General features: G+C 64.4%; 33 protein-coding genes. 1 reads left to right on the top strand and 32 read right to left on the bottom strand.

The genetic code is table 11. From position 1 onward, the window contains the following. Positions 1 to 81: 81 nt before the first annotated feature. The gene (locus FPL11_RS06805) at positions 82 to 1,806 is read right to left on the bottom strand and encodes a bifunctional sulfate adenylyltransferase/adenylylsulfate kinase (protein ID WP_144347968.1); all 1,725 of its coding nucleotides are present in this window, start codon (positions 1,804 to 1,806) and stop codon (positions 82 to 84) included. After that, a complete protein-coding gene (locus FPL11_RS06800) occupies positions 1,803 to 3,041 on the bottom strand; it encodes an MFS transporter (RefSeq protein ID WP_235012714.1) in 1,239 nt (412 codons plus the stop codon). The genes FPL11_RS06805 and FPL11_RS06800 overlap by 4 nt, the downstream gene beginning before the upstream one ends. A gap of 67 nt (positions 3,042 to 3,108) precedes the next feature. On the opposite strand from FPL11_RS06800, the gene uvrA reads away from it, so the two are divergent. After that, the gene (gene uvrA / locus FPL11_RS06795; protein ID WP_144347967.1) at positions 3,109 to 5,958 is read left to right on the top strand and encodes an excinuclease ABC subunit UvrA; all 2,850 of its coding nucleotides are present in this window, start codon (positions 3,109 to 3,111) and stop codon (positions 5,956 to 5,958) included. Here uvrA and FPL11_RS06790 read toward each other — a convergent pair. The 30 genes from FPL11_RS06790 to tuf all read right to left on the bottom strand — a co-directional run bounded on the left by FPL11_RS06790 (position 5,939) and on the right by tuf (position 21,886). Beyond that, positions 5,939 to 6,919, bottom strand: a complete 981-nt coding sequence (locus FPL11_RS06790; protein ID WP_069134064.1) for a malate dehydrogenase — start codon at positions 6,917 to 6,919, stop codon at positions 5,939 to 5,941. The genes uvrA and FPL11_RS06790 overlap by 20 nt on opposite strands. 150 nt (positions 6,920 to 7,069) lie before the next feature. Then, positions 7,070 to 7,465 (bottom strand): 50S ribosomal protein L17, encoded by a 396-nt coding sequence (rplQ, locus tag FPL11_RS06785; protein ID WP_069134063.1) that lies wholly within the window; start codon positions 7,463 to 7,465, stop codon positions 7,070 to 7,072. A 12-nt stretch (positions 7,466 to 7,477) separates the two neighbouring features. After that, positions 7,478 to 8,476, bottom strand: coding sequence for a DNA-directed RNA polymerase subunit alpha (locus tag FPL11_RS06780; RefSeq protein WP_069134062.1), 999 nt, complete (start codon positions 8,474 to 8,476; stop codon positions 7,478 to 7,480). Positions 8,477 to 8,515: 39 nt separating this feature from the next. Further along, positions 8,516 to 9,136, bottom strand: a complete 621-nt coding sequence (rpsD, locus tag FPL11_RS06775) for a 30S ribosomal protein S4 (RefSeq protein WP_069134061.1) — start codon at positions 9,134 to 9,136, stop codon at positions 8,516 to 8,518. Positions 9,137 to 9,152: 16 nt separating this feature from the next. Then, positions 9,153 to 9,542 (bottom strand): 30S ribosomal protein S11, encoded by a 390-nt coding sequence (gene rpsK / locus FPL11_RS06770; RefSeq protein ID WP_069134060.1) that lies wholly within the window; start codon positions 9,540 to 9,542, stop codon positions 9,153 to 9,155. A 23-nt stretch (positions 9,543 to 9,565) separates the two neighbouring features. Beyond that, positions 9,566 to 9,922 carry a 30S ribosomal protein S13 gene (gene rpsM / locus FPL11_RS06765; protein WP_144347966.1) on the bottom strand — a complete coding sequence of 119 codons (357 nt, stop codon included), beginning with the start codon at positions 9,920 to 9,922 and terminating at the stop codon, positions 9,566 to 9,568. An 87-nt stretch (positions 9,923 to 10,009) separates the two neighbouring features. Further along, positions 10,010 to 10,126: a 50S ribosomal protein L36 gene (gene rpmJ / locus FPL11_RS06760; protein WP_069134058.1), complete on the bottom strand. Its 117-nt coding sequence runs from the start codon at positions 10,124 to 10,126 to the stop codon at positions 10,010 to 10,012. A 23-nt stretch (positions 10,127 to 10,149) separates the two neighbouring features. Next, a complete protein-coding gene (secY, locus tag FPL11_RS06755; RefSeq protein WP_144347965.1) occupies positions 10,150 to 11,457 on the bottom strand; it encodes a preprotein translocase subunit SecY in 1,308 nt (435 codons plus the stop codon). Between the two features lie 39 nt (positions 11,458 to 11,496). Continuing rightward, positions 11,497 to 11,931 (bottom strand): 50S ribosomal protein L15, encoded by a 435-nt coding sequence (rplO, locus tag FPL11_RS06750; protein ID WP_144347964.1) that lies wholly within the window; start codon positions 11,929 to 11,931, stop codon positions 11,497 to 11,499. Positions 11,932 to 11,934: 3 nt separating this feature from the next. Then, the gene (rpmD, locus tag FPL11_RS06745) at positions 11,935 to 12,123 is read right to left on the bottom strand and encodes a 50S ribosomal protein L30 (protein WP_069134055.1); all 189 of its coding nucleotides are present in this window, start codon (positions 12,121 to 12,123) and stop codon (positions 11,935 to 11,937) included. Between the two features lie 2 nt (positions 12,124 to 12,125). Then, positions 12,126 to 12,626, bottom strand: coding sequence for a 30S ribosomal protein S5 (gene rpsE / locus FPL11_RS06740; protein WP_069134054.1), 501 nt, complete (start codon positions 12,624 to 12,626; stop codon positions 12,126 to 12,128). 17 nt (positions 12,627 to 12,643) lie between these two features. Beyond that, positions 12,644 to 12,997 carry a 50S ribosomal protein L18 gene (gene rplR / locus FPL11_RS06735; protein WP_069134111.1) on the bottom strand — a complete coding sequence of 118 codons (354 nt, stop codon included), beginning with the start codon at positions 12,995 to 12,997 and terminating at the stop codon, positions 12,644 to 12,646. 5 nt (positions 12,998 to 13,002) lie between these two features. Then, a complete protein-coding gene (gene rplF / locus FPL11_RS06730) occupies positions 13,003 to 13,539 on the bottom strand; it encodes a 50S ribosomal protein L6 (protein ID WP_069134053.1) in 537 nt (178 codons plus the stop codon). A 17-nt stretch (positions 13,540 to 13,556) separates the two neighbouring features. After that, on the bottom strand, positions 13,557 to 13,952 hold the full coding sequence (rpsH, locus tag FPL11_RS06725) for a 30S ribosomal protein S8 (protein ID WP_069134052.1): 396 nt from the start codon (positions 13,950 to 13,952) through the stop codon (positions 13,557 to 13,559). A 46-nt stretch (positions 13,953 to 13,998) separates the two neighbouring features. Then, on the bottom strand, positions 13,999 to 14,304 hold the full coding sequence (rpsN, locus tag FPL11_RS06720) for a 30S ribosomal protein S14 (protein WP_069134051.1): 306 nt from the start codon (positions 14,302 to 14,304) through the stop codon (positions 13,999 to 14,001). A gap of 12 nt (positions 14,305 to 14,316) precedes the next feature. Beyond that, entirely contained in the window at positions 14,317 to 14,856 is a 540-nt protein-coding gene (gene rplE, locus FPL11_RS06715) for a 50S ribosomal protein L5 (protein WP_069134050.1), read from the bottom strand. Positions 14,857 to 14,865: 9 nt separating this feature from the next. Continuing rightward, positions 14,866 to 15,183 (bottom strand): 50S ribosomal protein L24, encoded by a 318-nt coding sequence (gene rplX, locus FPL11_RS06710; protein ID WP_069134049.1) that lies wholly within the window; start codon positions 15,181 to 15,183, stop codon positions 14,866 to 14,868. Between the two features lie 2 nt (positions 15,184 to 15,185). Then, positions 15,186 to 15,554 carry a 50S ribosomal protein L14 gene (gene rplN / locus FPL11_RS06705; RefSeq protein ID WP_069134048.1) on the bottom strand — a complete coding sequence of 123 codons (369 nt, stop codon included), beginning with the start codon at positions 15,552 to 15,554 and terminating at the stop codon, positions 15,186 to 15,188. Positions 15,555 to 15,584: 30 nt separating this feature from the next. After that, positions 15,585 to 15,848, bottom strand: a complete 264-nt coding sequence (gene rpsQ / locus FPL11_RS06700; protein WP_069134047.1) for a 30S ribosomal protein S17 — start codon at positions 15,846 to 15,848, stop codon at positions 15,585 to 15,587. After that, complete coding sequence (gene rpmC, locus FPL11_RS06695; protein ID WP_069134046.1) at positions 15,845 to 16,048, bottom strand: 50S ribosomal protein L29; 204 nt, start codon at positions 16,046 to 16,048, stop codon at positions 15,845 to 15,847. Before rpmC ends, rpsQ begins: the two co-directional genes overlap by 4 nt. Next, a complete protein-coding gene (gene rplP / locus FPL11_RS06690; protein ID WP_023367924.1) occupies positions 16,048 to 16,461 on the bottom strand; it encodes a 50S ribosomal protein L16 in 414 nt (137 codons plus the stop codon). Before rplP ends, rpmC begins: the two co-directional genes overlap by 1 nt. A gap of 21 nt (positions 16,462 to 16,482) precedes the next feature. Further along, the gene (rpsC, locus tag FPL11_RS06685; protein WP_144347963.1) at positions 16,483 to 17,145 is read right to left on the bottom strand and encodes a 30S ribosomal protein S3; all 663 of its coding nucleotides are present in this window, start codon (positions 17,143 to 17,145) and stop codon (positions 16,483 to 16,485) included. 10 nt (positions 17,146 to 17,155) lie between these two features. Then, positions 17,156 to 17,488, bottom strand: coding sequence for a 50S ribosomal protein L22 (gene rplV / locus FPL11_RS06680; RefSeq protein WP_144347962.1), 333 nt, complete (start codon positions 17,486 to 17,488; stop codon positions 17,156 to 17,158). 2 nt (positions 17,489 to 17,490) lie between these two features. Then, positions 17,491 to 17,766, bottom strand: a complete 276-nt coding sequence (gene rpsS / locus FPL11_RS06675) for a 30S ribosomal protein S19 (RefSeq protein WP_023367930.1) — start codon at positions 17,764 to 17,766, stop codon at positions 17,491 to 17,493. A gap of 20 nt (positions 17,767 to 17,786) precedes the next feature. After that, on the bottom strand, positions 17,787 to 18,611 hold the full coding sequence (rplB, locus tag FPL11_RS06670) for a 50S ribosomal protein L2 (RefSeq protein WP_069134043.1): 825 nt from the start codon (positions 18,609 to 18,611) through the stop codon (positions 17,787 to 17,789). A 20-nt stretch (positions 18,612 to 18,631) separates the two neighbouring features. Then, a complete protein-coding gene (rplW, locus tag FPL11_RS06665) occupies positions 18,632 to 18,931 on the bottom strand; it encodes a 50S ribosomal protein L23 (RefSeq protein ID WP_069134042.1) in 300 nt (99 codons plus the stop codon). Further along, a complete protein-coding gene (gene rplD / locus FPL11_RS06660; protein ID WP_144347961.1) occupies positions 18,928 to 19,536 on the bottom strand; it encodes a 50S ribosomal protein L4 in 609 nt (202 codons plus the stop codon). Before rplD ends, rplW begins: the two co-directional genes overlap by 4 nt. Continuing rightward, a complete protein-coding gene (rplC, locus tag FPL11_RS06655; protein WP_144347960.1) occupies positions 19,536 to 20,195 on the bottom strand; it encodes a 50S ribosomal protein L3 in 660 nt (219 codons plus the stop codon). Before rplC ends, rplD begins: the two co-directional genes overlap by 1 nt. A 176-nt stretch (positions 20,196 to 20,371) precedes the next feature. Beyond that, positions 20,372 to 20,689, bottom strand: a complete 318-nt coding sequence (rpsJ, locus tag FPL11_RS06650; protein ID WP_069134039.1) for a 30S ribosomal protein S10 — start codon at positions 20,687 to 20,689, stop codon at positions 20,372 to 20,374. A 6-nt stretch (positions 20,690 to 20,695) separates the two neighbouring features. Then, the gene (gene tuf / locus FPL11_RS06645) at positions 20,696 to 21,886 is read right to left on the bottom strand and encodes an elongation factor Tu (RefSeq protein ID WP_144347953.1); all 1,191 of its coding nucleotides are present in this window, start codon (positions 21,884 to 21,886) and stop codon (positions 20,696 to 20,698) included. Positions 21,887 to 21,925: the final 39 nt, after the last annotated feature.

The following is a 21,925-nucleotide window of genomic DNA, read 5'->3' as shown; positions in this document are numbered from 1 at the left end:
AAGCGGGCCCGGTTGGACGCCCGCCATGTGTCTCCACTCTACCCGTTCATGACGGCCAACCAAATGGCGACCGACAACCGGTCACTCCAGATCGATGAAACCCATCGCCTCAATCTTGAGCAGGACCTGCTGGGCGGCCTCCTCAACACTGCAGTCGGTGGTGTCGATCCGCAGCGCCGGCGTCTCGGGCGCTTCGTAGGGATCGTCAATGCCGGTAAAGCCGGTGATCCGGCCTGCCCGGGCCTGGGCGTAGAGCCCCTTACGGTCGCGGCGCTCACACTCCTCAAGTGGCGTGGCGACGTGGATTTCAAGGAACCCGCCATTGGCCGACTCCACCATTTCCCGTACAGCATCGCGGGTGGCCGCATAGGGCGCGATGGGGGCGCAGATGGCGGCACCGCCATTGCGGGTGATCTCGCTGGCGACAAACCCAATCCGGCGGATGTTCAGGTCGCGGTGCGCCTTCGAGAACCCCAGTTCGCTGGACAGATGCTTGCGCACCCGGTCGCCGTCGAGCAGCGTCACCGGCCGTCCGCCACGCTCCATGAGCTTGACCATGACGGCATTGGCGATGGTCGACTTACCCGACCCCGACAACCCGGTGAAGAACAGCGTAAAGCCCTGGCGGGCCCGGGGCGGATAGGTCTTGCGCAGCTCCTCGACCACCTCGGGATAGCCGAACCAGTCCGGGATCTCCAGGCCCTCGCGCATGCGCCGACGGAACTCGGTCCCGGAGATGTTCATCACCGTTTCCGTGGCCTCGTCGACCTCGTCGATGGGGGCGTAGCCGGCACGCTCCTGCACATAGACCATCATCCGGAAGGGCACCATCTGGATACCCAGTTCGTCGGCATGGCGGGTCACCATGTCCTGGGCGTCGTAGGGGCCGTAGAGCTCCTCGCCGTTGCTGTCCTTGCCGGGGCCGGCATGATCGCGGCCGACGATCAGGTGGGTGCAGCCGTAGTTGCGGCGGATGATCGCGTGCCAGACCGCCTCGCGGGGGCCGCCCATGCGCATCGCGAGCGGCAGCAGCGACAGCGCGGTGGTCTGCTCGGGATATTTGTGCAGCACATGCTCATAGCAGCGCACCCGCGAGTAGTGATCGACATCACCGGGCTTAGTCATCCCCACCACCGGGTGGATCAGCAGATTGGCCTCGGCCTGACGGGCGGCGAGGAAGGTCAGTTCGACATGGGCCCGGTGCATCGGGTTGCGGGTCTGGAAGGCGACGATGCGGCGCCAGCCGTCGCGCCGGAAGCGCTCACGCAGTTCGGCGGGGGTCAGGCGCAGATGCGTGAAATCGTAGTGCCCCGGCAGGTCCAGCGCCTCCACGCGGCCACCGACATACACCGGGTGACTGTGCTCGCGCAGCCAGTACACGGCCGGGTGGGCCGCATCGCGGGTCCCGAAAACCTGTTCCGCCTCGTGCTCGCGATCGGGGCGCCAGATGTCGTCGACGGTCAGGATCGCCAGAATGACCCCCTCGGGGTCGCGCAGGGCGACGCGCGCACCGGCGCCGAGGGTTTCGGCGAATGCCTCGCTGACATCCAGCGTGACTGGCATGGGCCAGAGGGTGCCATCGGCCAGGCGCATGTCATTGACCACGCCCTCATAGTCCGCCTGCCCCATGAAGCCCTCAAGCGGTGAGAACCCGCCATTGGCCAGCAGTTCAAGGTCACACAGCTGGCGATCGGTGAGATCCCAGCTGGGGTAATCCGCGGCAGCGGTCCGGCGGGCCTGCGCGGTGGTGTCATCCAGTCTCAAGTCCTTGAGTGTACCGCCGTAGGGCGGGATCAGGTCCGTCATGTCGTCTCCGTTTCAGTGGTTGCGGCCTCGCGATACGACGCCGGTGCGCTCAGGCCAATGGCGGCCATCAGCCAGACCCCGGCCGCCAGTGCGCAGAAAATGAATACCGCGGCAGTGCCATAGGCGCCCTGGATCGCGCCGCCGAGCACACCGCCCAGAAAGGCCCCCATGAACTGGGCCGTGGAGTACACCCCCAGCGCTGTGCCCCGCAGCCCCTCGGGGGCGAACCGGGTCAGCAGCGAGGGCAGGCTGGCCTCGAGGGTGTTGAAGCCCACAAAGAACAGCCACAACCCCAGCAGAAACGCCGGCAGGGAATGACTGAAACCGGCCAGCACCAGGTCGGCGACGATCACGATCACGGCGACCACCGCCAGCAGCCGATGCAGAATGCGGCGCCGCTCACCGATACTGATCATCGCGCCCATGCCCAGCACCGAGAGCAACAGCACCGGGATATACACCATCCAATGGTCATCACCGGCGATACCGAGGCGTGACTCGAGCACCACGGGCAGCACCACGAAACTGGCGGTAAGAATCAGATGCAGCACCAGCACACCCAGGTCGAGCCGCAGCAGGTCAGGGTTGCGCAACACCACGGGCAGACCGCCGGCGCGGGCATTGACCTCGGGCCGGAACGTGGCCTCACCGCCGGCGGGGACCAGTCCGTAGAGCAGCGCCACTGCCAGCAGCGCAAACCCGGCGGTAGCCCAGAACACCCCGCCAAGCCCCGCCTGACCGGCAATCGCCGGTCCCGCCACCAGGGCAATCATGAAGGCCGCGCCCACGCTGATGCCGATCAGTGCCATGGCCTTGGTGCGCTGACGGTCGCGGGTCAGATCGGCGGCCAGTGCCATCACCGCCGCGGCAATCGCCCCACAACCCTGCAGCGCGCGGCCCAGGATGACCCCGTGAATGGTCTCGGCCTCGGCCGCCACCCCGCTGCCGACGGCAAAGATCAGCAACCCGAACACGATGACCGGACGCCGTCCGATCCGGTCCGACAGCATGCCAAAGGGGATCTGGAGGATGGCCTGGGTGAGGCCGTAGGCACCAATGGCGAGGCCGATCAACGCCGGCGTCGCGCCGTCAAGCTGCGGGCCGTAGAGCGCGAACACCGGCAGGATCAGGAACAATCCCAGCATTCGCAGGCCGAAGATGGTGGCCAGCCCGGCGGTCGCCCGGCGTTCCGCGCCGTTCATCGCCCCGGCGCTGGATGGCTTTGTGCGGTGCACGCGTTCCCCTGTCGGTCAGGTAAGTACTGGCGCGCTATACTATCAAATTGTCTGATACAGGAAGCCCATGGATTCGATCGTCATTGAGGGGGCCCGCACGCACAACCTGCGTGACCTTCACCTCAAGCTCCCGCGCGGCCAGCTGATCGTCATCACCGGTCTGTCCGGATCGGGCAAGTCATCGCTGGCGTTTGACACCCTCTACGCCGAGGGCCAACGCCGCTATGTCGAATCGCTGTCGGCCTATGCCCGGCAGTTTCTCTCGATGATGGACAAGCCCGACGTTGATCACATCGAGGGCCTGTCGCCGGCGATCGCCATCGAGCAGAAATCAACCTCGCATAATCCGCGCTCGACGGTGGGGACCGCCACCGAGATCCACGACTACCTGCGTCTGCTGTTTGCCCGCGCCGGGACACCGCACTGCCCCACCCATGGGCATGCCCTGCAGGCCCAGACGGTCAGCGAGATGGTCGACCAGATCCTCGCCCAGCCCGACGACCGCCGCTATATGCTGCTCGCCCCCCGCATCCGGGGACGCCGCGGCGAGCATCGCGAGGTGTTCGCCGACCTTCGCAACCAGGGCTTTGTGCGCGCCCGGGTGGATGGTCAGGTGGTGGACCTGGATGAGGTGCCCGCGCTTGATCCCCAGGCGCCCCATCGCATCGATGTGGTGGTGGACCGGTTCCGGATCCGCCCGGATCTGGCGGTGCGACTGGCGGATTCCCTCGAGACCTGTCTGGCGCTGGGAGAGGACGTGGCCGAACTCGCCGATATGGACGATCCCGAGGCGCCGTCGATCGTGTTTTCGGCCCGCTATGCCTGTCCCGAGTGTGGTTATGCCATTGCGGAGCTCGAACCCCGGCTTTTTTCGTTCAACAACCCCCAGGGGGCCTGCCCAAGCTGTGACGGTCTGGGGGTGGAGCAGTTCATCGATCCGGCCCGGGTGGTCGCCCACCCCGAACTGTCACTGGCCGGCGGGGCCATTCGTGGCTGGGACCGGCGTAATGCCTACTATGCCCAGATCCTCAATGATCTGGCCGCACACTACGGCTTTGACATCGACACGCCCTGGCAGGCCCTGCCCGCCGACCTCCGCGACATTCTCCTGTACGGCAGTGGCGATACGCCGATCCGCTTCCACTATGCCGGCGCACGGCGCGGCAACGCTCAGGTCAGCGAGCACCCCTTCGAGGGCATCATTCACAACATGGCGCGGCGTTATCGCGAGACCGAATCCACCGCCGTGCGCGATGAACTGGCCCGGTTCCTCACCCGCCGCACCTGCCCCGACTGCGGAGGCAGCCGCCTCAACGCCGCCGCCCGCCACGTCACCGTGGGCGGTCAGGACCTGGCCGGGATCAATGCCCTGTCCATCGCCGGCGCCGCCGAGGCAATGGCGGCCCTGGATCTGACCGGCGCGCGCGCCACCATCGCCGAGAGCATTCTGCGCGAGATCGGCCAGCGGCTGCGGTTTCTGATCAACGTCGGCCTCGACTACCTGAGCCTTGAGCGAAGCGCTGACACCCTGTCCGGCGGTGAGGCCCAGCGGATCCGCCTGGCCAGTCAGATCGGCGCCGGCCTGGTGGGGGTGATGTATGTGCTCGATGAACCGTCCATCGGGCTGCACCAGCGCGACAACCATCGTCTGCTCGAGACACTCCGCCATCTGCGCGATCTCGACAATACCGTGATCGTGGTCGAGCACGATGAGGACGCCATTCGTGCCGCGGACCACATCATCGATATGGGCCCGGGTGCCGGCCACGAGGGCGGCGCGGTCGTCGCCGCCGGCACGGCCACGGCACTGATGGCCTCCGACGGCTCGCTCACCGGCGACTATCTGGCCGGGCGCCGCCACATCGCCGTACCGACGCAACGGACGGTGCCCGACCCGGCACGCATGATCCGCATCCGCGGCGCCCGCGGCCATAACCTGCAGGCGGTGGACGCGGATTTCCCCGCGGGGCTGATGGTCGGGGTCACCGGCGTTTCGGGCTCGGGCAAATCGACACTGGTCAACAGCACCCTCTACCCGGCCGCGGCCGCCGCACTCAATCGGGCCGACGCCACACCGGCACCCTACGAGACCATCGAGGGCCTGGAGCATTTCGACAAGGTCGTGGAGATTGATCAGAGCCCGATCGGCCGGACACCGCGCTCCAATCCCGCCACCTATACCGGGCTTTTCACGCCCATGCGCGAGCTGTTCGCCGCCACTTCCGAGGCCCGCTCCCGCGGCTACGGCCCGGGCCGATTCAGCTTCAATGTCCGCGGGGGGCGCTGCGAGGCCTGCCAGGGGGATGGCGTGATCCGCGTCGCGATGCACTTCCTGCCGGATGTCTATGTGCCCTGCGATACCTGCCGGGGGGCCCGCTATAACCGCGAGACCCTGGAGATACGCTATCGCGGCCATACCATCGCCGATGTGCTGGAAATGAGCGTCAGTGAGGCGCTGGAACTGTTCGCCAACATTCCGGCCCTCGCGCGCAAGCTGCGCACCCTCGAGGAGGTTGGGCTGGGTTACGTCAAGCTCGGGCAGAACGCGGTCACGCTATCGGGCGGCGAGGCCCAGCGCATCAAACTGGCCCGTGAGCTTGCCCGGCAGAGCACCGGGCAGACGCTCTATATCCTCGACGAGCCCACCACGGGCCTGCACTTTCACGACATCGCGCAGTTGCTCGAGGTCCTGCATCGGCTGCGCGACGAGGGCAACACCCTGGTGGTCATCGAGCACAATCTCGACGTCATCAAGACCTGCGACTGGCTGCTGGACCTGGGGCCCGAGGGCGGCAGCGGCGGCGGTCGTATTGTCGCGACCGGGACGCCGGAGGCGGTCGCCGCCGAGCCGGCGTCCCATACCGGCCACTACCTGGCGGCGATGCTCACCAACGGCATCACGGAAGCAGGTGCTTGACCGCGTCCCGCTCTTCGATCAGTTCCTGCTCCGTGGCATTCATGCGTGCCTGCGAGAACTCATCAATCAGCAGACCCTGGACGATCTCGTACCGGCCTTCGACGCAGCGCACCGGAAACGAGTAGATCAGCCCCTCGGCGATGCCGTAGCTGCCGTCGGAGGGAATGGCCATGCTCACCCAGTCGTCGCCTGAGGTGCCCAGCGTCCAGTCACGCATGTGATCGATGGCGGCGCTGGCCGCCGAGGCCGCACTCGACTGTCCGCGCGCCTTGATGATGGCGGCACCGCGCTGCTGCACGGTCGGGATGAAGCTTTCCTCGAGCCAGCCCTGGTCCACCCACTCCATGGCAGGTTTGCCGTCCACCCGCGCATGGCTGACATCGGGGTATTGAGTGGCCGAGTGATTGCCCCAGACCGTCAGCCGTTCAATGTCGGTGACATGGCGGCCAGTCCGGTTGGCGAGCTGCGCCAGGGCGCGGTTGTGGTCCAGCCGGGTCATTGCCGTGAAGCAGCGCGGATCCAGATCCGGGGCGTTATGCCGGGCGATCAGGGCATTGGTGTTGGCCGGATTGCCCACCGCCAGAACACGGACGTTGCGACTCGCCACGGCATTCATTGCCTGGCCCTGGGTCGAGAAGATCGCCGCATTGGCCTCGAGCAGGTCCTTCCGCTCCATGCCCGGGCCGCGGGGCTTGGCGCCCACCAGCATGATGTAGTCGGCGTCCTTGAACGCCTCCTCGGGCTTGTCGCTGGCCTGGAGCCCGGCCACAAGCGGGAATGCGCAGTCATCGAGTTCCATGATGACGCCCTGCACAGCGTCCATCGCGGGTGGAACCTCGAGCAGCTGCAGGATCACCGGCTGATCCGGCCCCAGCATATCGCCCGAGGCGATGCGAAACAGAAGGCTATAACCGATCTGGCCGGCGGCGCCGGTGACCGCTACACGTACAGGTGTCTTCATGGGACTCCTCCATCAGCATTTAACGCGGCAGTCTAGCAGAACTGCATCGCGCACCCTACGCACACGACGGATGCCCACAAAAAAGCCGCCTGCTGGCGGCTTTTCTGCAACGATGGCCCAATGGGGCCTTCGATCAGGCGGGCGCCCGCGTCAGGCGACGTCCTCGCGCTCTTCCTCGGCCTCGACCACCGGCCGGTCCACCAGCTCGACGAACGCCATGGGCGCATTGTCGCCGGCACGGTACCCGGCCTTCAGGATCCGCAGGTAGCCTCCGGGGCGCTCACGATACCGCGGGCCCAGCTCGTCAAACAGCTTGCTGACGATGGCCTTGTTGCGCAGCCGCGAGAACGCCAAGCGCCGGTTGGCGGTGGTGTCATTGCCCGCCAGCGTAATCAGCGGCTCGGCGATGCGACGCAGCTCCTTGGCCTTCGGCAGCGTGGTGCGGATGGCCTCATGCTCGAACAGCGACGCCGACATGTTGCGAAACATGGCCTGACGGTGGGAACTGTTCCGATTCAGTTTTCGTCCGGCTTTGCGATGACGCATCTGTCTATCCCCTTAACCCATGGCCCGGTTGCCGTTCTCGAGGCTCGCCGGCGGCCAGCCCTCAAGACGCATACCGAGTTGAAGCCCGTTCTGTGCCAGGACTTCCTTGATTTCGTTGAGTGATTTCTTGCCCAGATTCGGCGTCTTGAGCAATTCCACCTCGGTGCGCTGAACCAGATCACCGACGTAGTGAATGTCCTCTGCCTTCAGGCAGTTGGCGGACCGCACCGTCAGCTCGAGATCGTCAATCGGCCGCAGCAGGACCGGATCAACCTCCGGCTCCTTGCGTCGCGGCTGATCCGCGCCTTCGCCGCCCTCAAGGTCGACGAACACCGACATCTGGTCGCGAAGGACGCCCGCCGCGAGGCGCACTGCCTCCTCGGGTTCGATCACGCCACTGGTCTCGACGTCCATGACCAGTTTATCCAGGTCCGTCCGCTGTTCGACACGCGCGCTCTCGACGTTATAGGCCACACGCCGGACCGGACTGTAGGTCGCATCCACGGCCAGCCGGCCGATGGTGCGCTCTTCCTCGGGATCGCGCGCCGTGGCGGGCTCGTAGCCCCGACCGCTGGCCACGGTGATCGACATGTTGATCTCGCCGGCCTTGGTGAGGTTGCAGATCACCAGCTCGGGATTCTTGACCTCGACGTTGGACTCTTCGGCGATGTCGGCGGCGGTTACCGTCCCAGGACCCTTCTTGCTGAGCCGCAGCGTTGCCTGCTCACGCCCGGAGAGCCGCACCGCCAGTCCCTTCAGGTTGAGCAGGATGTCGACGACATCTTCCTGCACCCCATCCACGGCCATGTACTCGTGCAACACCCCGTCGATCTCGACCTCGGTGACCGCATAGCCCGGCATGGAAGAAAGGAGAACCCGGCGTAGCGCATTCCCCAACGTGTGTCCGAAACCGCGCTCAAGCGGCTCAAGGATGATGCGGGCACGCTTATCGCTGACCGCATCCACCTCAACCACCCGGGGTTTAAGGAAGTCCTTAAACTGACCCTGCATGAATACCACTCCTGATCGGTAGTGACGCTGACCGCGTCACTACTTGGAATAAAGCTCGACGATGAGGGATTCGTTGATCTCGGCGGCGAGCTCGGCACGCTCCGGCCGCTGCTTCAGCGTTCCCTTGAAATTCTTGGCGTCGCCCTCGAGCCATTCCGGCACGCCATTCTGCTGGGCCATCTCGAGGGCCGCCTGGACGCGCAGCTGTTTCTGCGCCCGATCGCGGATCGCGATCTCGTCTCCCGGCTTGACCTCGGCCGACGCCACGTTGGTGGTCCGCCCGTTGTGGAGAACCGCCCGGTGCGCCACCAGCTGACGCGCCTCAGCACGGGTGGCTGCAAAACCGAGCCGATAGACCACGTTGTCGAGACGCGTCTCGAGCAGCTGCAGCAGATTCTCGCCGGTGTTGCCCTTACGCCGGTCGGCTTCCTTGTAGTACTTGCGGAACTGCTTTTCGAGCACGCCATACATACGGCGAACCTTCTGCTTTTCCCGCAACTGCAGCCCATAGTCCGACAGTCGTCCGCGACGCTGGCCGTGCTGGCCCGGCGGTGTGTCGAGCTTGCACTTGCTGTCGAGCGGGCGGACCCCGCTCTTGAGGTATAGATCTGTCCCCTCGCGGCGGGCGAGTTTGCAGGTCGGTCCAATGTAACGTGCCATGTTCAGAATCCCCTGGTCAGACGCGGCGCTTCTTGGGCGGACGGCATCCGTTGTGCGGAATGGGCGTCACGTCTTCGATGTTGGTGATGCGGTAGCCGACGTTGTTCAGCGCGCGCACGGCTGACTCGCGACCGGGGCCCGGCCCCTTGACCCGCACCTCGAGGTTCTTGAGCCCGAAGTCCTTGGCGGACTCGCCGGCACGCTCGGAGGCGACCTGCGCCGCGAACGGTGTGCTCTTGCGGGACCCGCGGAAACCACTGCCGCCGGCGCTCGCCCAGGCCAGTGCATTGCCCTGGCGGTCGGTGATCGTGATCACTGTGTTATTAAAGCTCGCGTTGACGTGCGCGATGCCATCGACAACCGTGCGCTTGACGCGCTTACGGGTGCGGGTGGTTGGCTTGGCCATTTAAAACCTGTCCTGCTATTGCGTTAACGGGTGACGGCGCGACGCGGTCCCTTGCGGGTCCGGGCGTTCGTCTGGGTACTCTGACCGCGGACTGTCATGCCACGCCGATGGCGGATGCCGCGGTAGCAGCCCATGTCCATCAGTCGTTTGATGTCCATGGCCACCTGCCGACGCAGATCGCCCTCGACAGCATATTCATTGACGACAGCGCGCACGCGCTCGAGCTCATCGTCGGTGAGCTCCCGGACCTTGCGGTCAGGTGCGATATCCGCTGCCTTGCAGATGTCCGCTGCCCGCGTCCGGCCGATGCCGTAGATCGAGGTCAGCGCAATTACTGCGTGTTTGTTGGCGGGAATGTTGACGCCAGCAATACGGGCCATGAGCCGTTACTCCAGGATTATTCTTTTCACTCGGAAACCCGGCAGTATAACCAGATCACCCATTTGCATTCAAGATATGCGCCGCCATCAGCCCTGACGCTGCTTGTGGCGGGCGTCGGAGGTGCAGATCACCCGCACGGTGCCGCCCCGCTTGATGACCTTGCAGTTGCGGCAGATCTTTTTAACCGAGGCACGTACTTTCATCGTCCCGTCTCCAAATTTCCTGTTCAGCGTGCCAGGCCGCTGCCGCCACCACGGCCATGCGCCTGCAGATTAGCTTTTTTCATCAGTGGTTCGTACTGATGCGATACCAGGTGTGCCTGCAGCTGCGACATGAAGTCCATCACCACCACCACGATGATCAGCAACGAAGTCCCCCCGAAATAGAAGGGCACGTTGAGGTAGAGGATCAGGAACTCGGGCAGCAGACACACCGCCGTAATGTACCCGGCGCCGACCAATGTCAGACGCGTCATCACCTTGTCGATATACCGCGAAGTCTGCTCACCGGGCCGCACACCGGGAATGAAAGCGCCGGAGCGTTTCAGGTTGTCGGATGTATCCCGGGCGTTGAACACCAGCGCGGTATAGAAAAAGCAGAAAAAGATGATCGCCGCGGCGTAGAAGGCGATGTACAGGGGCTGCCCGGGGCTCAGTGTCTGGCCCAGCCGCTGCATCCAGGACAGTCCCTCCATCTCCCCGAACCACTGACCGATGGTGGCCGGGAACAGGATGATGCTGGAGGCGAAGATCGCCGGAATCACACCCGCCATATTGATCTTGAGCGGCAGATGACTGGTCTGCCCCGCATACATCTTACGACCCTGCTGGCGCCGTGCGTAATTGATGGTGATCCGCCGCTGCCCGCGTTCCATGAACACGATGAACCAGATCACCCCCACCGCCAGTACCAGCAGCACCAGGACCGTGGGTATGCCCAGCTCGCCGGTGCGGGTCAGCTCCAGCGTGCCCCCCAGCGCCGACGGCAGCCCGGCCACGATGCCGGCAAAGATGATCAGCGAGATACCATTGCCAATGCCGCGTTCGGTGATCTGCTCACCCAGCCACATCAGGAACATCGTGCCGGTGACCAACGTGGTCGTACCCACAAACACGAACATCGGCCCCGGGCTTAGCACCACGCCCTGGTTCTGCAGGGCGACGGTGATGCCGATCCCCTGGAACAGGGCAAGCCCCAGCGTTCCATAGCGCGTGTACTTGGTGATGACACGCCGACCCTGCTCGCCTTCGCTGCGCAGCTGCTTGAGGGACGGCACCACGGCCGACATCAGCTGCATGATGATCGATGCCGAGATATAGGGCATGACCCCCAGGGCAAAAATCGACAGCCTTCCCAGCGCGCCGCCGGAGAACATGTTGAACATGTCGAGAATGGTCCCCGACTGCTGCTCGAACATGTCGGCCAGTGCGCCCTGATCGATACCGGGTATCGTGATGTGCGCACCGAGGCGATAGATCACCAGGGCGATCACCACGAACGTCAGCCGCTGACGGACTTCCGTCAGACGGCCCATGCCTCCAAGGGCACCCGCGTTGGCGGAGGGGCCAGCCACTTATACCTCGACCTTGCCGCCGGCTTTCTCGATGGCCGCCCTGGCGCCCGCGGTGGCGCGGACTCCGCGCAGCGTCAGCGCCCGATGCACCTCGCCGGACAGGACCACCTTGGCCGCCCGGGCATTGCGCGGGACGACACCCGCCGCCTGCAGGGTGTCGAGGTTGACCTCGTCGCCATCGACCTGGCCGATCTCGTGGAGCCGGACCTCGGCGACGTACTGCCCCTTGCGCGAGTTGAAGCCGACCTTCGGCACCCGCCGCTGAAGCGGCATCTGGCCGCCTTCGAACCCGACCTTGTGGAAGCCGCCGCTGCGGGACTTCTGCCCTTTATGACCACGGCGCGCGGTCTTGCCCATGCCGGAGCCCGCGCCCCGGCCAACGCGCTCGGCGTCGGGCCGTGAGCCCGGCGCCGGGCGGAGTGTATTCAATCGCATCGTCTAGACCTCCTCGACGGAGAGCATGTAGGAGACTTTATTGATCATCCCGCGATTCTCCGGCGTATTCGCGACCAGCACGCTGTGGTGCATCCGCCGCAGGCCGAGCCCGGCGATGCATGCCTTGTGGCTGGCCACGCGGTTCGCGAAGCTGCGGACCACCGTGACACGAAGCTGCTTACTCTTTGCCATGATCAGCCCTGCACCTCTTCTACCGTCTTACCGCGCTTCGCCGCGACGTAGTCCGGCGAGTCATACTCGGTCAGGGCGTTGATGGTGGCCTGCACGACGTTGATCGGATTCCGTGACCCGAGCGACTTCGCCAGCACGTCGTTGACGCCCACGACCTCAAAGACCGCTCGCATCGGCCCACCGGCGATGATCCCGGTACCCGATGAGGCCGGCTGCATGTAAACCTTGCTCGAGCCGTGATAGCCGTTCATGGAGTACTGCAGCGTCGGGCCGTTGAGGTTGACCTTGCGCATGTTGAAGCGCGCCCGCTCCATCGCCTTCTGGATGGCCAGCGGCACCTCGCGCGCCTTGCCGTAACCAAAGCCGACCGAGCCGTCGCCGTCACCGACCACCGTCAGTGCGGTGAAACCAAACTGGCGGCCGCCCTTAACAACCTTCGCCACGCGGTTGATGGTAATGAGCTTCTCGCGGAGGCCCTCACCATTGACATCATTTGTCGCCATCGCCTACGTGCCCCTATTCAGAATTTGAGTCCGGCTTCACGGGCCGCATCGGCGATCGCCCGCACCCGGCCGTGATAATTGAAGCCCGAGCGATCGAACGCCACCTCGGTGACACCCGCAGCGGTGGCGCGCTCGGCGATTGCCTGACCGATGGCCTTCGCTGCCGCGACATTGCCACCGTTGGCGAGCGATCCGCGCATGTCTTTCTCGAGCGTCGACGCCGACGCCAGGGTCCGCGACGCGTCGGCGGAGATCACCTGAGCATAGGTGTGGCGCGGGGTGCGATGCACCGTCAACCGCGCGGCTCCGAGCTCCCGCATCTTGGCGCGACCCTTGCGGGCGCGACGCTCTCTTGCTGCCTTCTTTTGCATCGCCATTACTTCTTCTTGGCTTCTTTCATGATGACCCGCTCGTCGGCGTAGCGAACGCCCTTGCCCTTGTAGGGCTCCGGCGGACGGTACGCGCGGATATCAGCAGCGACCTGTCCGACCTGCTGCTTATCCACACCGCGGACCACGATTTCGGTGTTGGAGGGTGTCTCGACCGTGATGCCCTTCGGCACCGGGTGCTCCACCGGATGCGAGAAACCGAGGGTCAGGTTGACCGTGTCGCCCTTGGCCTGGGCGCGGTATCCGACGCCCACCAGCTTGAGACGCCGCTCGAACCCCTCGTGCACCCCGCGCACCATGTTGTTGATGAGTGCCCGCGTGGTACCCGCCAGCGCAACCGCCTCCTGGCGTTTGCGGTTGGGCACGAAGGTCAGCACCTGCTCGTCCTGCGCGACATCGACCCACTCGTGGATCGTATGGTGGAGTTCGCCTTTGGCCCCCTTGACGCTGACCTTGCGGTCGTCGCCAAGGTTGACTTCGACGCCACTCGGGATCGCGACCGGACTGTTCGCTACTCTCGACATGACCGTTTATCCCGTCTCTAGAAAACCACGCAGAGGACTTCACCACCGTGGCCGGCGTCGCGCGCCGCCCGGTCGGTCATCACACCCTGCGAGGTGGAAATGATGGCTGTTCCCAGACCACCGCGCACCCGGGGCAGCGTTCCCCGGCCTTCAAAGCGCCGCAGTCCGGGCCGACTCACGCGCTGGATTTCCTCGATGACCGGCCGGCCCTCGTAGTACTTCAGCGTCACCGCCAGCGTGGGCTTTTTCTCGGTGCCTTCGACCCGATAGTCGTGGACATAGCCCTCGTCCTTCAGGACCCGGACGATGGCCAGCTTCAACTTCGAGGAGGGCATCGAGACCTCCGTCTTCTCAGCGGTCTGCCCGTTACGAATGCGGGTCAGCATATCCGCGATGGGATCGGTCATGCTCATGTTCGCGTCACCTGGTTCCTTGCCTGGTTACTGTTGCCCATGCCGCTTACCAGCTGGACAGCTTCAGGCCGGGGATCTCACCGCGCATAGCGGCCTGGCGGAGCATATTCCGGGACAGGCCGAATTTGCGGTAGTAGCCGCGCGGCCGTCCGGAAACGTTGCACCGATTGCGGCCCCGCACCGGGCTGGCATTGCGGGGCAGATTCTGCAGCTGCTCCTGGGCTGCCACCCGCTCCTCCTCGGAGGAGGCAGGGCTGCGGATAATCTCCTTGAGCTCCGCCCGCTTCGCCGCATGCTTGTTGCGAAGCCGCTCGCGCTTGAGCTCACGCTGGACCATGGAAACCTTGGCCATTTCCTGCCCTCTTTACTTGCGGAAGGGGAATCCAAAGCCCTCCAGAAGGGCCTTGGCTTCCTCGTCCTTGACTGCGGTAGTGCCGATCGCAATGTCCATACCGCGGACAGCGTCGATCTTGTCGAATTCGAGCTCCGGGAACACCAGCTGCTCGCCGATTCCCAGATTGTAGTTGCCCCGTCCATCGAACGAGCGCGGCGAAAAGCCGCGGAAATCGCGGATCCGCGGCCCGGCGATATTGATCAGCCGGTCGAGGAACTCGTACATCCGCTCGCGACGCAGGGTCACCTTGACGCCGATGGGCCAGCCCTCGCGGATCTTGAACCCGGCAACGGCTTTGCGCGTGTAGGTCACCACCGGCTTCTGCCCGGTAATGGCCGCCAGATCGCCCGCGGCGTTGTCCACGACCTTCTTGTCGCGGATCGCCTCGCCGACGCCGATGTTCACCGCGATCTTGTCGAGCCGCGGGACCTGCATCGGATTGGCATATTCGAATCGCTGCGACAGCGTGCCGATGATTTCGTTTGTGTATTGCTCACGCAATCTGGCCATCTCGATACCCTAATCAATCAGCGTGTTGTCGGACTTGAAAAAGCGCACCCGACGCCCGGCTTCGCCATCGCGGATCCCGACCCGATCAGGCCGCCCGGTGTTCGGGTTGTAGATCGCCACATTGGAGCGGTGCAGCGGCTTTTCCTGCTCGATGATTCCGCCGGAATCATTCGCCTGGGGATTGGCACGCTTATGCTTTTTCACCTTGTTCGCGTTCTCGACAACGATGCCGTCACGCTCGGGCAGGACCCGGATGACGCGGCCGCGCCGCCCCTTGTCCTTGCCCGCAATGACCATGACTTCGTCACCGGCTTTAATCTTCTGCATCGTTACAGCACCTCCGGCGCCAGAGAGATGATGCGCATGAAACGCTCGTTGCGGAGCTCGCGCGTCACCGGACCGAATACACGGGTGCCGACTGGCTGCAGGTTGGCGTTGAGCAGCACGGCCGCATTGCCGTCGAAGCGGATCAGCGACCCGTCCTGCCGGCGCACGCCGCGCTTGGTCCGTACGACGACCGCGTTATACACCTCGCCCTTCTTGACCCGGCCCCGCGGGATGGCGTCCTTGACACTCACTTTGATGATGTCGCCGATGCCGGCGTAACGGCGCTTGGAGCCGCCCAGCACTTTGACGCACTGCACCTCCCGGGCCCCGCTGTTGTCCGCCGCGCCTAGCAGCGTCTGCATCTGAATCATGGCGATTGACTCTCTATGATTGATCGTTGCTTACTGAACGGCCCGCTCGAGCACGTCCACAAGCCGCCAGGTCTTTTGCTTGGAAACCGGACGGCATTCGACGACCGACACCCAATCCCCCTTCTGGCAGACGTTGTCCTCGTCGTGCGCGTGAACCTTCGTCGTGCGACGGATGTACTTGCCGTAGAGCGGATGCGGCACGAGGCGCTCGACGACCACGGTGATGGTCTTGTCCATCGCCGTGCTGACGACGCGGCCATTGACCGTGCGCTTGACGCTTTCCTTGTTACTCATGACTGCTCACCACTCCCGGTCTTCTCGTTGAGCACGGTCTTGATCCGCGCGATATCACGCCGGACCCGCGTCATCTGGTCGGGCCGCGCCAGCTGGCCCGTGGCCTGCTGCATACGCAGGTTGAACTGCTCCTTGCGCCGCTCGAGGAGCTCGCTCTCAAGGCTCTCGACGGACTTGTCCCGCAATTCTCTGGCCTTCATCACATCACCGTCCGTTCGACGAACCGGGTGTGCACGGGCAGCTTGGCCGCCGCGCGGCGGAATGCCTCGCGCGCCACTTCTTCCGACACGCCTTCGATTTCGTAAATCACACGACCCGGCTGCACCTTGGCAGCCCAGTGGTCGACATTACCCTTGCCCTTCCCCTGGCGAACCTCGAGGGGCTTGGACGTGATCGGCGCATCCGGAAAGATGCGGATCCAGATCTTGCCACCCCGCCGGACATGCCGGTTGATGGCCCGTCGGCCGGCCTCGATCTGACGCGCCGTCACCGGCCCGCGCGTCGTGGACTTCAGGCCGAATTCGCCGAAGTTCACCTTGTCGCCGCGGGTTGCCAGACCGTTGTTACGGCCTTTTTGCTGTTTCCTGAATTTTGTGCGCTTTGGCTGAAGCATGACTGACTCCTTGTAGCGGCGTTAGCCCGCGGCCCGCTGGCTGGGAACGGTGTCGGTATCAAGGATCTCCCCCTTGAATACCCAGACCTTCACGCCGATGACACCGTAGGTGGTCTTCGCCTCGGCAAAGCCGTAGTCGATGTCCGCCCGAAGCGTATGTAGCGGAACACTGCCCTCACGGTAATACTCGCTACGCGCGATCTCGGAGCCGTTGAGCCGGCCGCCCACCTGCACCTTGATCCCCTTGGCGCCAAGCCGCATCGCGTTGCCGACAGCGCGCTTCATGGCGCGACGGAACATGATGCGGCGCTCCAACTGCTGGGCGACATTGTCGGCGACCAGCTGCGCATCGAGCTCCGGCTTGCGGATCTCTTCGATGTTCACATGCACCGGGATCCCCATGCGCTGCGTCAGCTGGCGCCGAAGGCGGTCGATGTCTTCGCCCTTCTTGCCGATGACGATGCCGGGCCGCGCCGTGTGGATCGTGATCAATGCGTTCTTGGCGGGCCGCTCGATGCGGATCTTGCTGATCGACGCATGCGCCAGCCGCTCGCGGATGAACTCACGGATCTTGTAGTCCGTGTACAGCTGATCACCGTAGCGGTTGCTGTTGGCGAACCACATCGACCGCCAGTCTTCGGTAATGCCCAGCCGGAATCCCGTTGGATGAACCTTGTGTCCCATTCCTAAACCCCTAGTCCTCAGCGACGGCCACGGTGATGTGGCTCGTGCGCTTCAGGATACGATTCGCCGAGCCCTTGGCCCGAGGCTGAATCCGCTTGTACATCGGGCCCTCGTCGACCTGGATGCGCGCGATGCGCAGCTCGTCGATATCGGCCCCACTGTTGTGCTCCGCGTTGGCAATCGCGGAATCAACGACCTTTCGCACAATGCCCGACGCCTTGCGGGGGCTGAACTCGAGCACTTCCAGCGCCCGCGACACTGGAAGGCCACGGATCTGGTCAGCAAGGAGCCGCACTTTCTGCGGCGAAATGATCGCGTATCGAAGCCTGGCCGCCGTTTCCATGCTTACCTCTTCGCCTTCTTGTCGGCCTGGTGACCCTTGAACGTCCGGGTGGACGCGAATTCACCGAGCTTGTGACCGACCATGTTCTCGTTGACGAGCACCGGCACATGCTGACGGCCGTTATGCACCGCAATGGTCAGACCGACCATCTCCGGCACTACCATCGATCGCCGCGACCAGGTCTTGATCGGACGCTTACTGTTGGCCTCCGCCGCCACCTGAACTTTCTTCAGGAGGTGCGTATCAATGAACGGGCCTTTTCGAATCGAGCGTGGCACTTCTGATCCACCCCTTTCCGTTAGCGTTTGCGACGGCGCACGATAAGCTTATCGGTGCGCTTGTTGCTGCGGGTCTTGTGACCCTTCGTCGGAATACCCCAGGGGGTTACCGGATGGCGCCCACCCGACGTCCGACCCTCACCACCACCGTGGGGATGGTCCACCGGGTTCATCACCACGCCACGCACCGTCGGGCGCCGCCCGGCGATCCGCGTCGCCCCGGCCTTGCCCATGGAGCGCAGCGAGTGTTCGCCGTTGCTGACCTCGCCGATCGTGGCCCGGCACTCGCTGAGCACCTTGCGCATCTCACCGGAGCGCAGACGCAGCGTGGCGTACGCGCCCTCACGGGCGACCAGCTGCACACCGGCACCGGCGGAGCGCGCCATCTGCGCGCCCTTACCCGGCCGCATTTCGATGCAATGCACCTGCGTACCCAGCGGAATGTTGCGCAGCGGCATCGTGTTGCCCGGCTTGATGGGCGAACCCTGACCCGAGCGGACCTCCTGGCCCACCTTCAGATTCTTGGGTGCAATGATGTAACGGCGCTCGCCGTCCCGGTACAACAGCAGCGCGATGTTCGCACTGCGATTGGGATCGTACTCCAGCCGCTCCACGCGCGCCGGAATGTCTTCCTTATTGCGCCGGAAATCGATGTCACGATAGCGCCGCTTGTGCCCACCGCCAATATGGCGCGTGGTGATGCGGCCCTGATTGTTCCGTCCGCCACTCTTGTTGAGCTTGCGGACCAGGGGCGCATAAGGCTCGCCCCGGTAGAGATCGCTTTTCACCGGCTGGGCGACGAACCGACGCCCGGGCGAGGTGGGTTTTGCTTTACGCACTGCCATGATCGTTCAGTCCTGTCCGCTTATTCCACGCCGCCGATGAAGTCCAGCTCATGGCCCTGCTCGAGCGCCACATAGGCTTTCTTCCAATCGGGACGACGACCCTGGATCCGCCCGAAGTTCTTGCGCTTGCCGTTAACATTGGCCACGCGCACATCCCGGACCTCGACCTCGAACAGCTGCTCGACAGCCGCCTTGATTTCGCGCTTGGTCGCGTTGCGCGCGACCTTGAACGCCACCTGGTTGGCCTCGTCCGCAATCACCGTGCTTTTTTCGGAGATGTGCGGTCCGCGAAGCACCTGGTACATCCGCTCCTGATTCATGCGAGCCACTCCTCAATACGCCGCAGCGCATCCGTTGTCATGACGACGTTCTCATGGGCCAGCAGCGTCACCGGGTCGAGGCCGACCGTATCGCGGACATCCACGCGCGGCAGGTTGCGGACCGCCAGATAAAGCGCCTCGCTGACTTCAGTCGTCACGATCAGCACGTCTTCGCTGCCGGTCAGCCCCTTGATCTGGGCGCGGGCGTCGCGCGTGCGAGGCCCGTCGACCTCAAACGTGCTCACGACCTGCAGGCGCTGCTGCCGAAGGAGCTCCGAGAGGATCGAGCGCAGCGCGCCGCGATACATCTTGCGATTGACCTTGACCGAATGATCCCGCGGCTTGGCCGCGAAGGTCTGACCACCACTGCGCCAGATCGGACTGCGGATCGTGCCGGCACGGGCCCGACCGGTACCCTTCTGCCGCCACGGCTTGACGCCGCCGCCGCTGACTTCCGAGCGGGTCTTCTGGGCCTTGGTGCCCGCCCGCGCCCCGGCCAGGTACGAAACCACGACCTGGTGAACGAGCGGCTCACGGAATTCAGCACCGAGAACGGTCTCGGAAACCTCGATGGTCGATCCGTCACCCTGCAATGTTAGCTGCATCATTTACCTCCCGCCGCGGCGAGCTGTTTGACCGCCGGGCGCACAATGACGTCCCCGTCCGCCGGCCCGGGAACCGCACCGCGGACCAACAGCAGGTTGCGCTCGGTGTCGACCCGAACCACCTCGAGATTCTGTGTGGTCTCACGAACATTACCCATCTGTCCGGACATCTTCTTGCCCGGGAATACGCGACCCGGATCCTGCGCCTGGCCGATCGAGCCGGGCACACGGTGGGATGCCGAGTTGCCGTGCGAGTTGTCCTGCGTGCGGAAATTGTGGCGCTTGACCGTCCCCGCGAAGCCCTTGCCCTTGGAGGTACCGGTCACATCAACGATGGCACCTGCCTCGAACTGTTCGACGGTCAGCGTGCCACCGGCCTGGATATCTTCGCCGGCGTCGCTGCCGAGCCGGAACTCCCAGAGGCCGCGGCCCATCTCGACACCGGCCTTGGCGACATGCCCAGCAATAGCCTGATTGACGCGGGACGGGCGACGCTCTCCGGCGGTGACCTGAACGGCACTGTAACCATCATGGTCCTGTGCCTTGATCTGCGTGACGCGGTTCGGAGTGGCCTCGACCACCGTCACGGGGATGCTCTCACCCGTATCCGTAAAAATCCGCGTCATGCCGCGTTTGCGGCCGACGATTCCGATTGCCATCGTCGCTACCCTCTTCCATCAGCTGAACGTATCCCCGCAGGCAGACCGATGCCTTACCTGCTGGGTGATCATCAACCGAATTGTTTCTTTCGGATTGATGCCGGCTTGGGCCGGCCTAAAAGAGGCCCGCTCCGGCGGGCTGATCCAGGATCAGTGCCGGAGTAGTTCCCCGAAACTCAGGAGAGCTTGATCTGCACATCGACGCCGGCGGCGAGGTCGAGCTTCATCAGCGCATCGACCGTCTTGTCCGTCGGGTCGATGATGTCCATCAACCGCTTGTGAGTCCGAATCTCGTACTGATCGCGCGCGTCCTTGTTGACGTGCGGCGAGATCAGAATGGTATACCTTTCCTTCTTCGTCGGCAAGGGAACCGGCCCCTGTATATGGGCGCCGGTCCGCTTAGCCGTCTCGACGATCTCCCGGGCCGACTGATCGATCAGCCGATGGTCGAATGCCTTGAGACGAATCCGGATTTTCTGGTTATTTGATGCCATAGTCGTTTACTCGAGGATCTTGGAGACGACGCCGGCACCGACGGTGCGGCCGCCCTCGCGGACCGCGAAGCGCAGACCCTCTTCCATCGCGATCGGCGCGATCAGCGACACGGTCATCTGCACGTTGTCACCCGGCATCACCATCTCCGTGCCCGAGGGCAGGTCACAGGCACCGGTCACGTCCGTGGTGCGGAAGTAGAACTGCGGGCGGTAGCCATCGAAGAACGGCGTGTGACGGCCGCCCTCGTCCTTGCCCAGCACATACACCTCGCACTCGAACTTGGTGTGCGGCGTGATCGAGCCGGGCTTGCACAGCACCTGGCCGCGCTCGACATCATCGCGCTTCGTGCCGCGCAGCAGCGCGCCGATGTTATCCCCCGCACGCCCCTCGTCGAGCAGCTTGCGGAACATCTCCACACCCGTGACCACCGTCTTGGTCGTCGGGTTGATGCCCACGATCTCCACATCCGAGCCGGTCTTGATGATGCCGCGCTCCACGCGACCGGTCACCACCGTGCCACGGCCCGAGATCGAGAACACATCCTCGATGGGCATCAGGAACGCACCGTCCACCGCCCGCTCCGGCTCCGGCATGTACTCGTCCATCGCCTGCACCAGCTTGACGATCGCCTGCGAGCCCATCTCCGAGGTATCCCCCTCGAGCGCCTTCAGCGCCGAGCCCGTGATCACCGGCACATCATCGCCCGGGAAGTCGTAGCTCGAGAGCAGCTCACGGACTTCCATCTCAACAAGCTCGAGCAGCTCGGCATCGTCAACCATGTCCGCCTTGTTCAGGAACACCACAATCGACGGCACACCGACCTGGCGCGCCAGCAGAATGTGCTCACGCGTCTGCGGCATCGGACCATCCGCCGCCGAGACCACCAGAATCGCCCCGTCCATCTGCGCGGCACCGGTGATCATGTTCTTCACATAGTCCGCGTGCCCCGGACAGTCCACGTGCGCGTAGTGCCGGTCATGCGTCTCGTACTCCACATGCGCGGTGGCAATCGTAATACCCCGCTCACGCTCTTCCGGCGCATTGTCAATCTGGCTGAAGTCCTGCGCGACCCCACCGTACTCAGCCGCCAGTACCTTCGTCATCGCCGCCGTCAGCGTCGTCTTGCCATGGTCAACATGACCAATCGTGCCAACGTTTACGTGCGGCTTGCTGCGCTCAAATTTCGCCTTGGCCACGGTTCACCTCTTACCCGTCAAAATCAAAGACCGAATCCG

The organism is Spiribacter aquaticus, from assembly GCF_007625215.1.
Lineage (GTDB): Bacteria > Pseudomonadota > Gammaproteobacteria > Nitrococcales > Nitrococcaceae > Spiribacter > Spiribacter roseus.
Note: the sequence above shows the minus strand (reverse complement) of the source record. Positions and strands in the feature narration are given on the sequence as shown.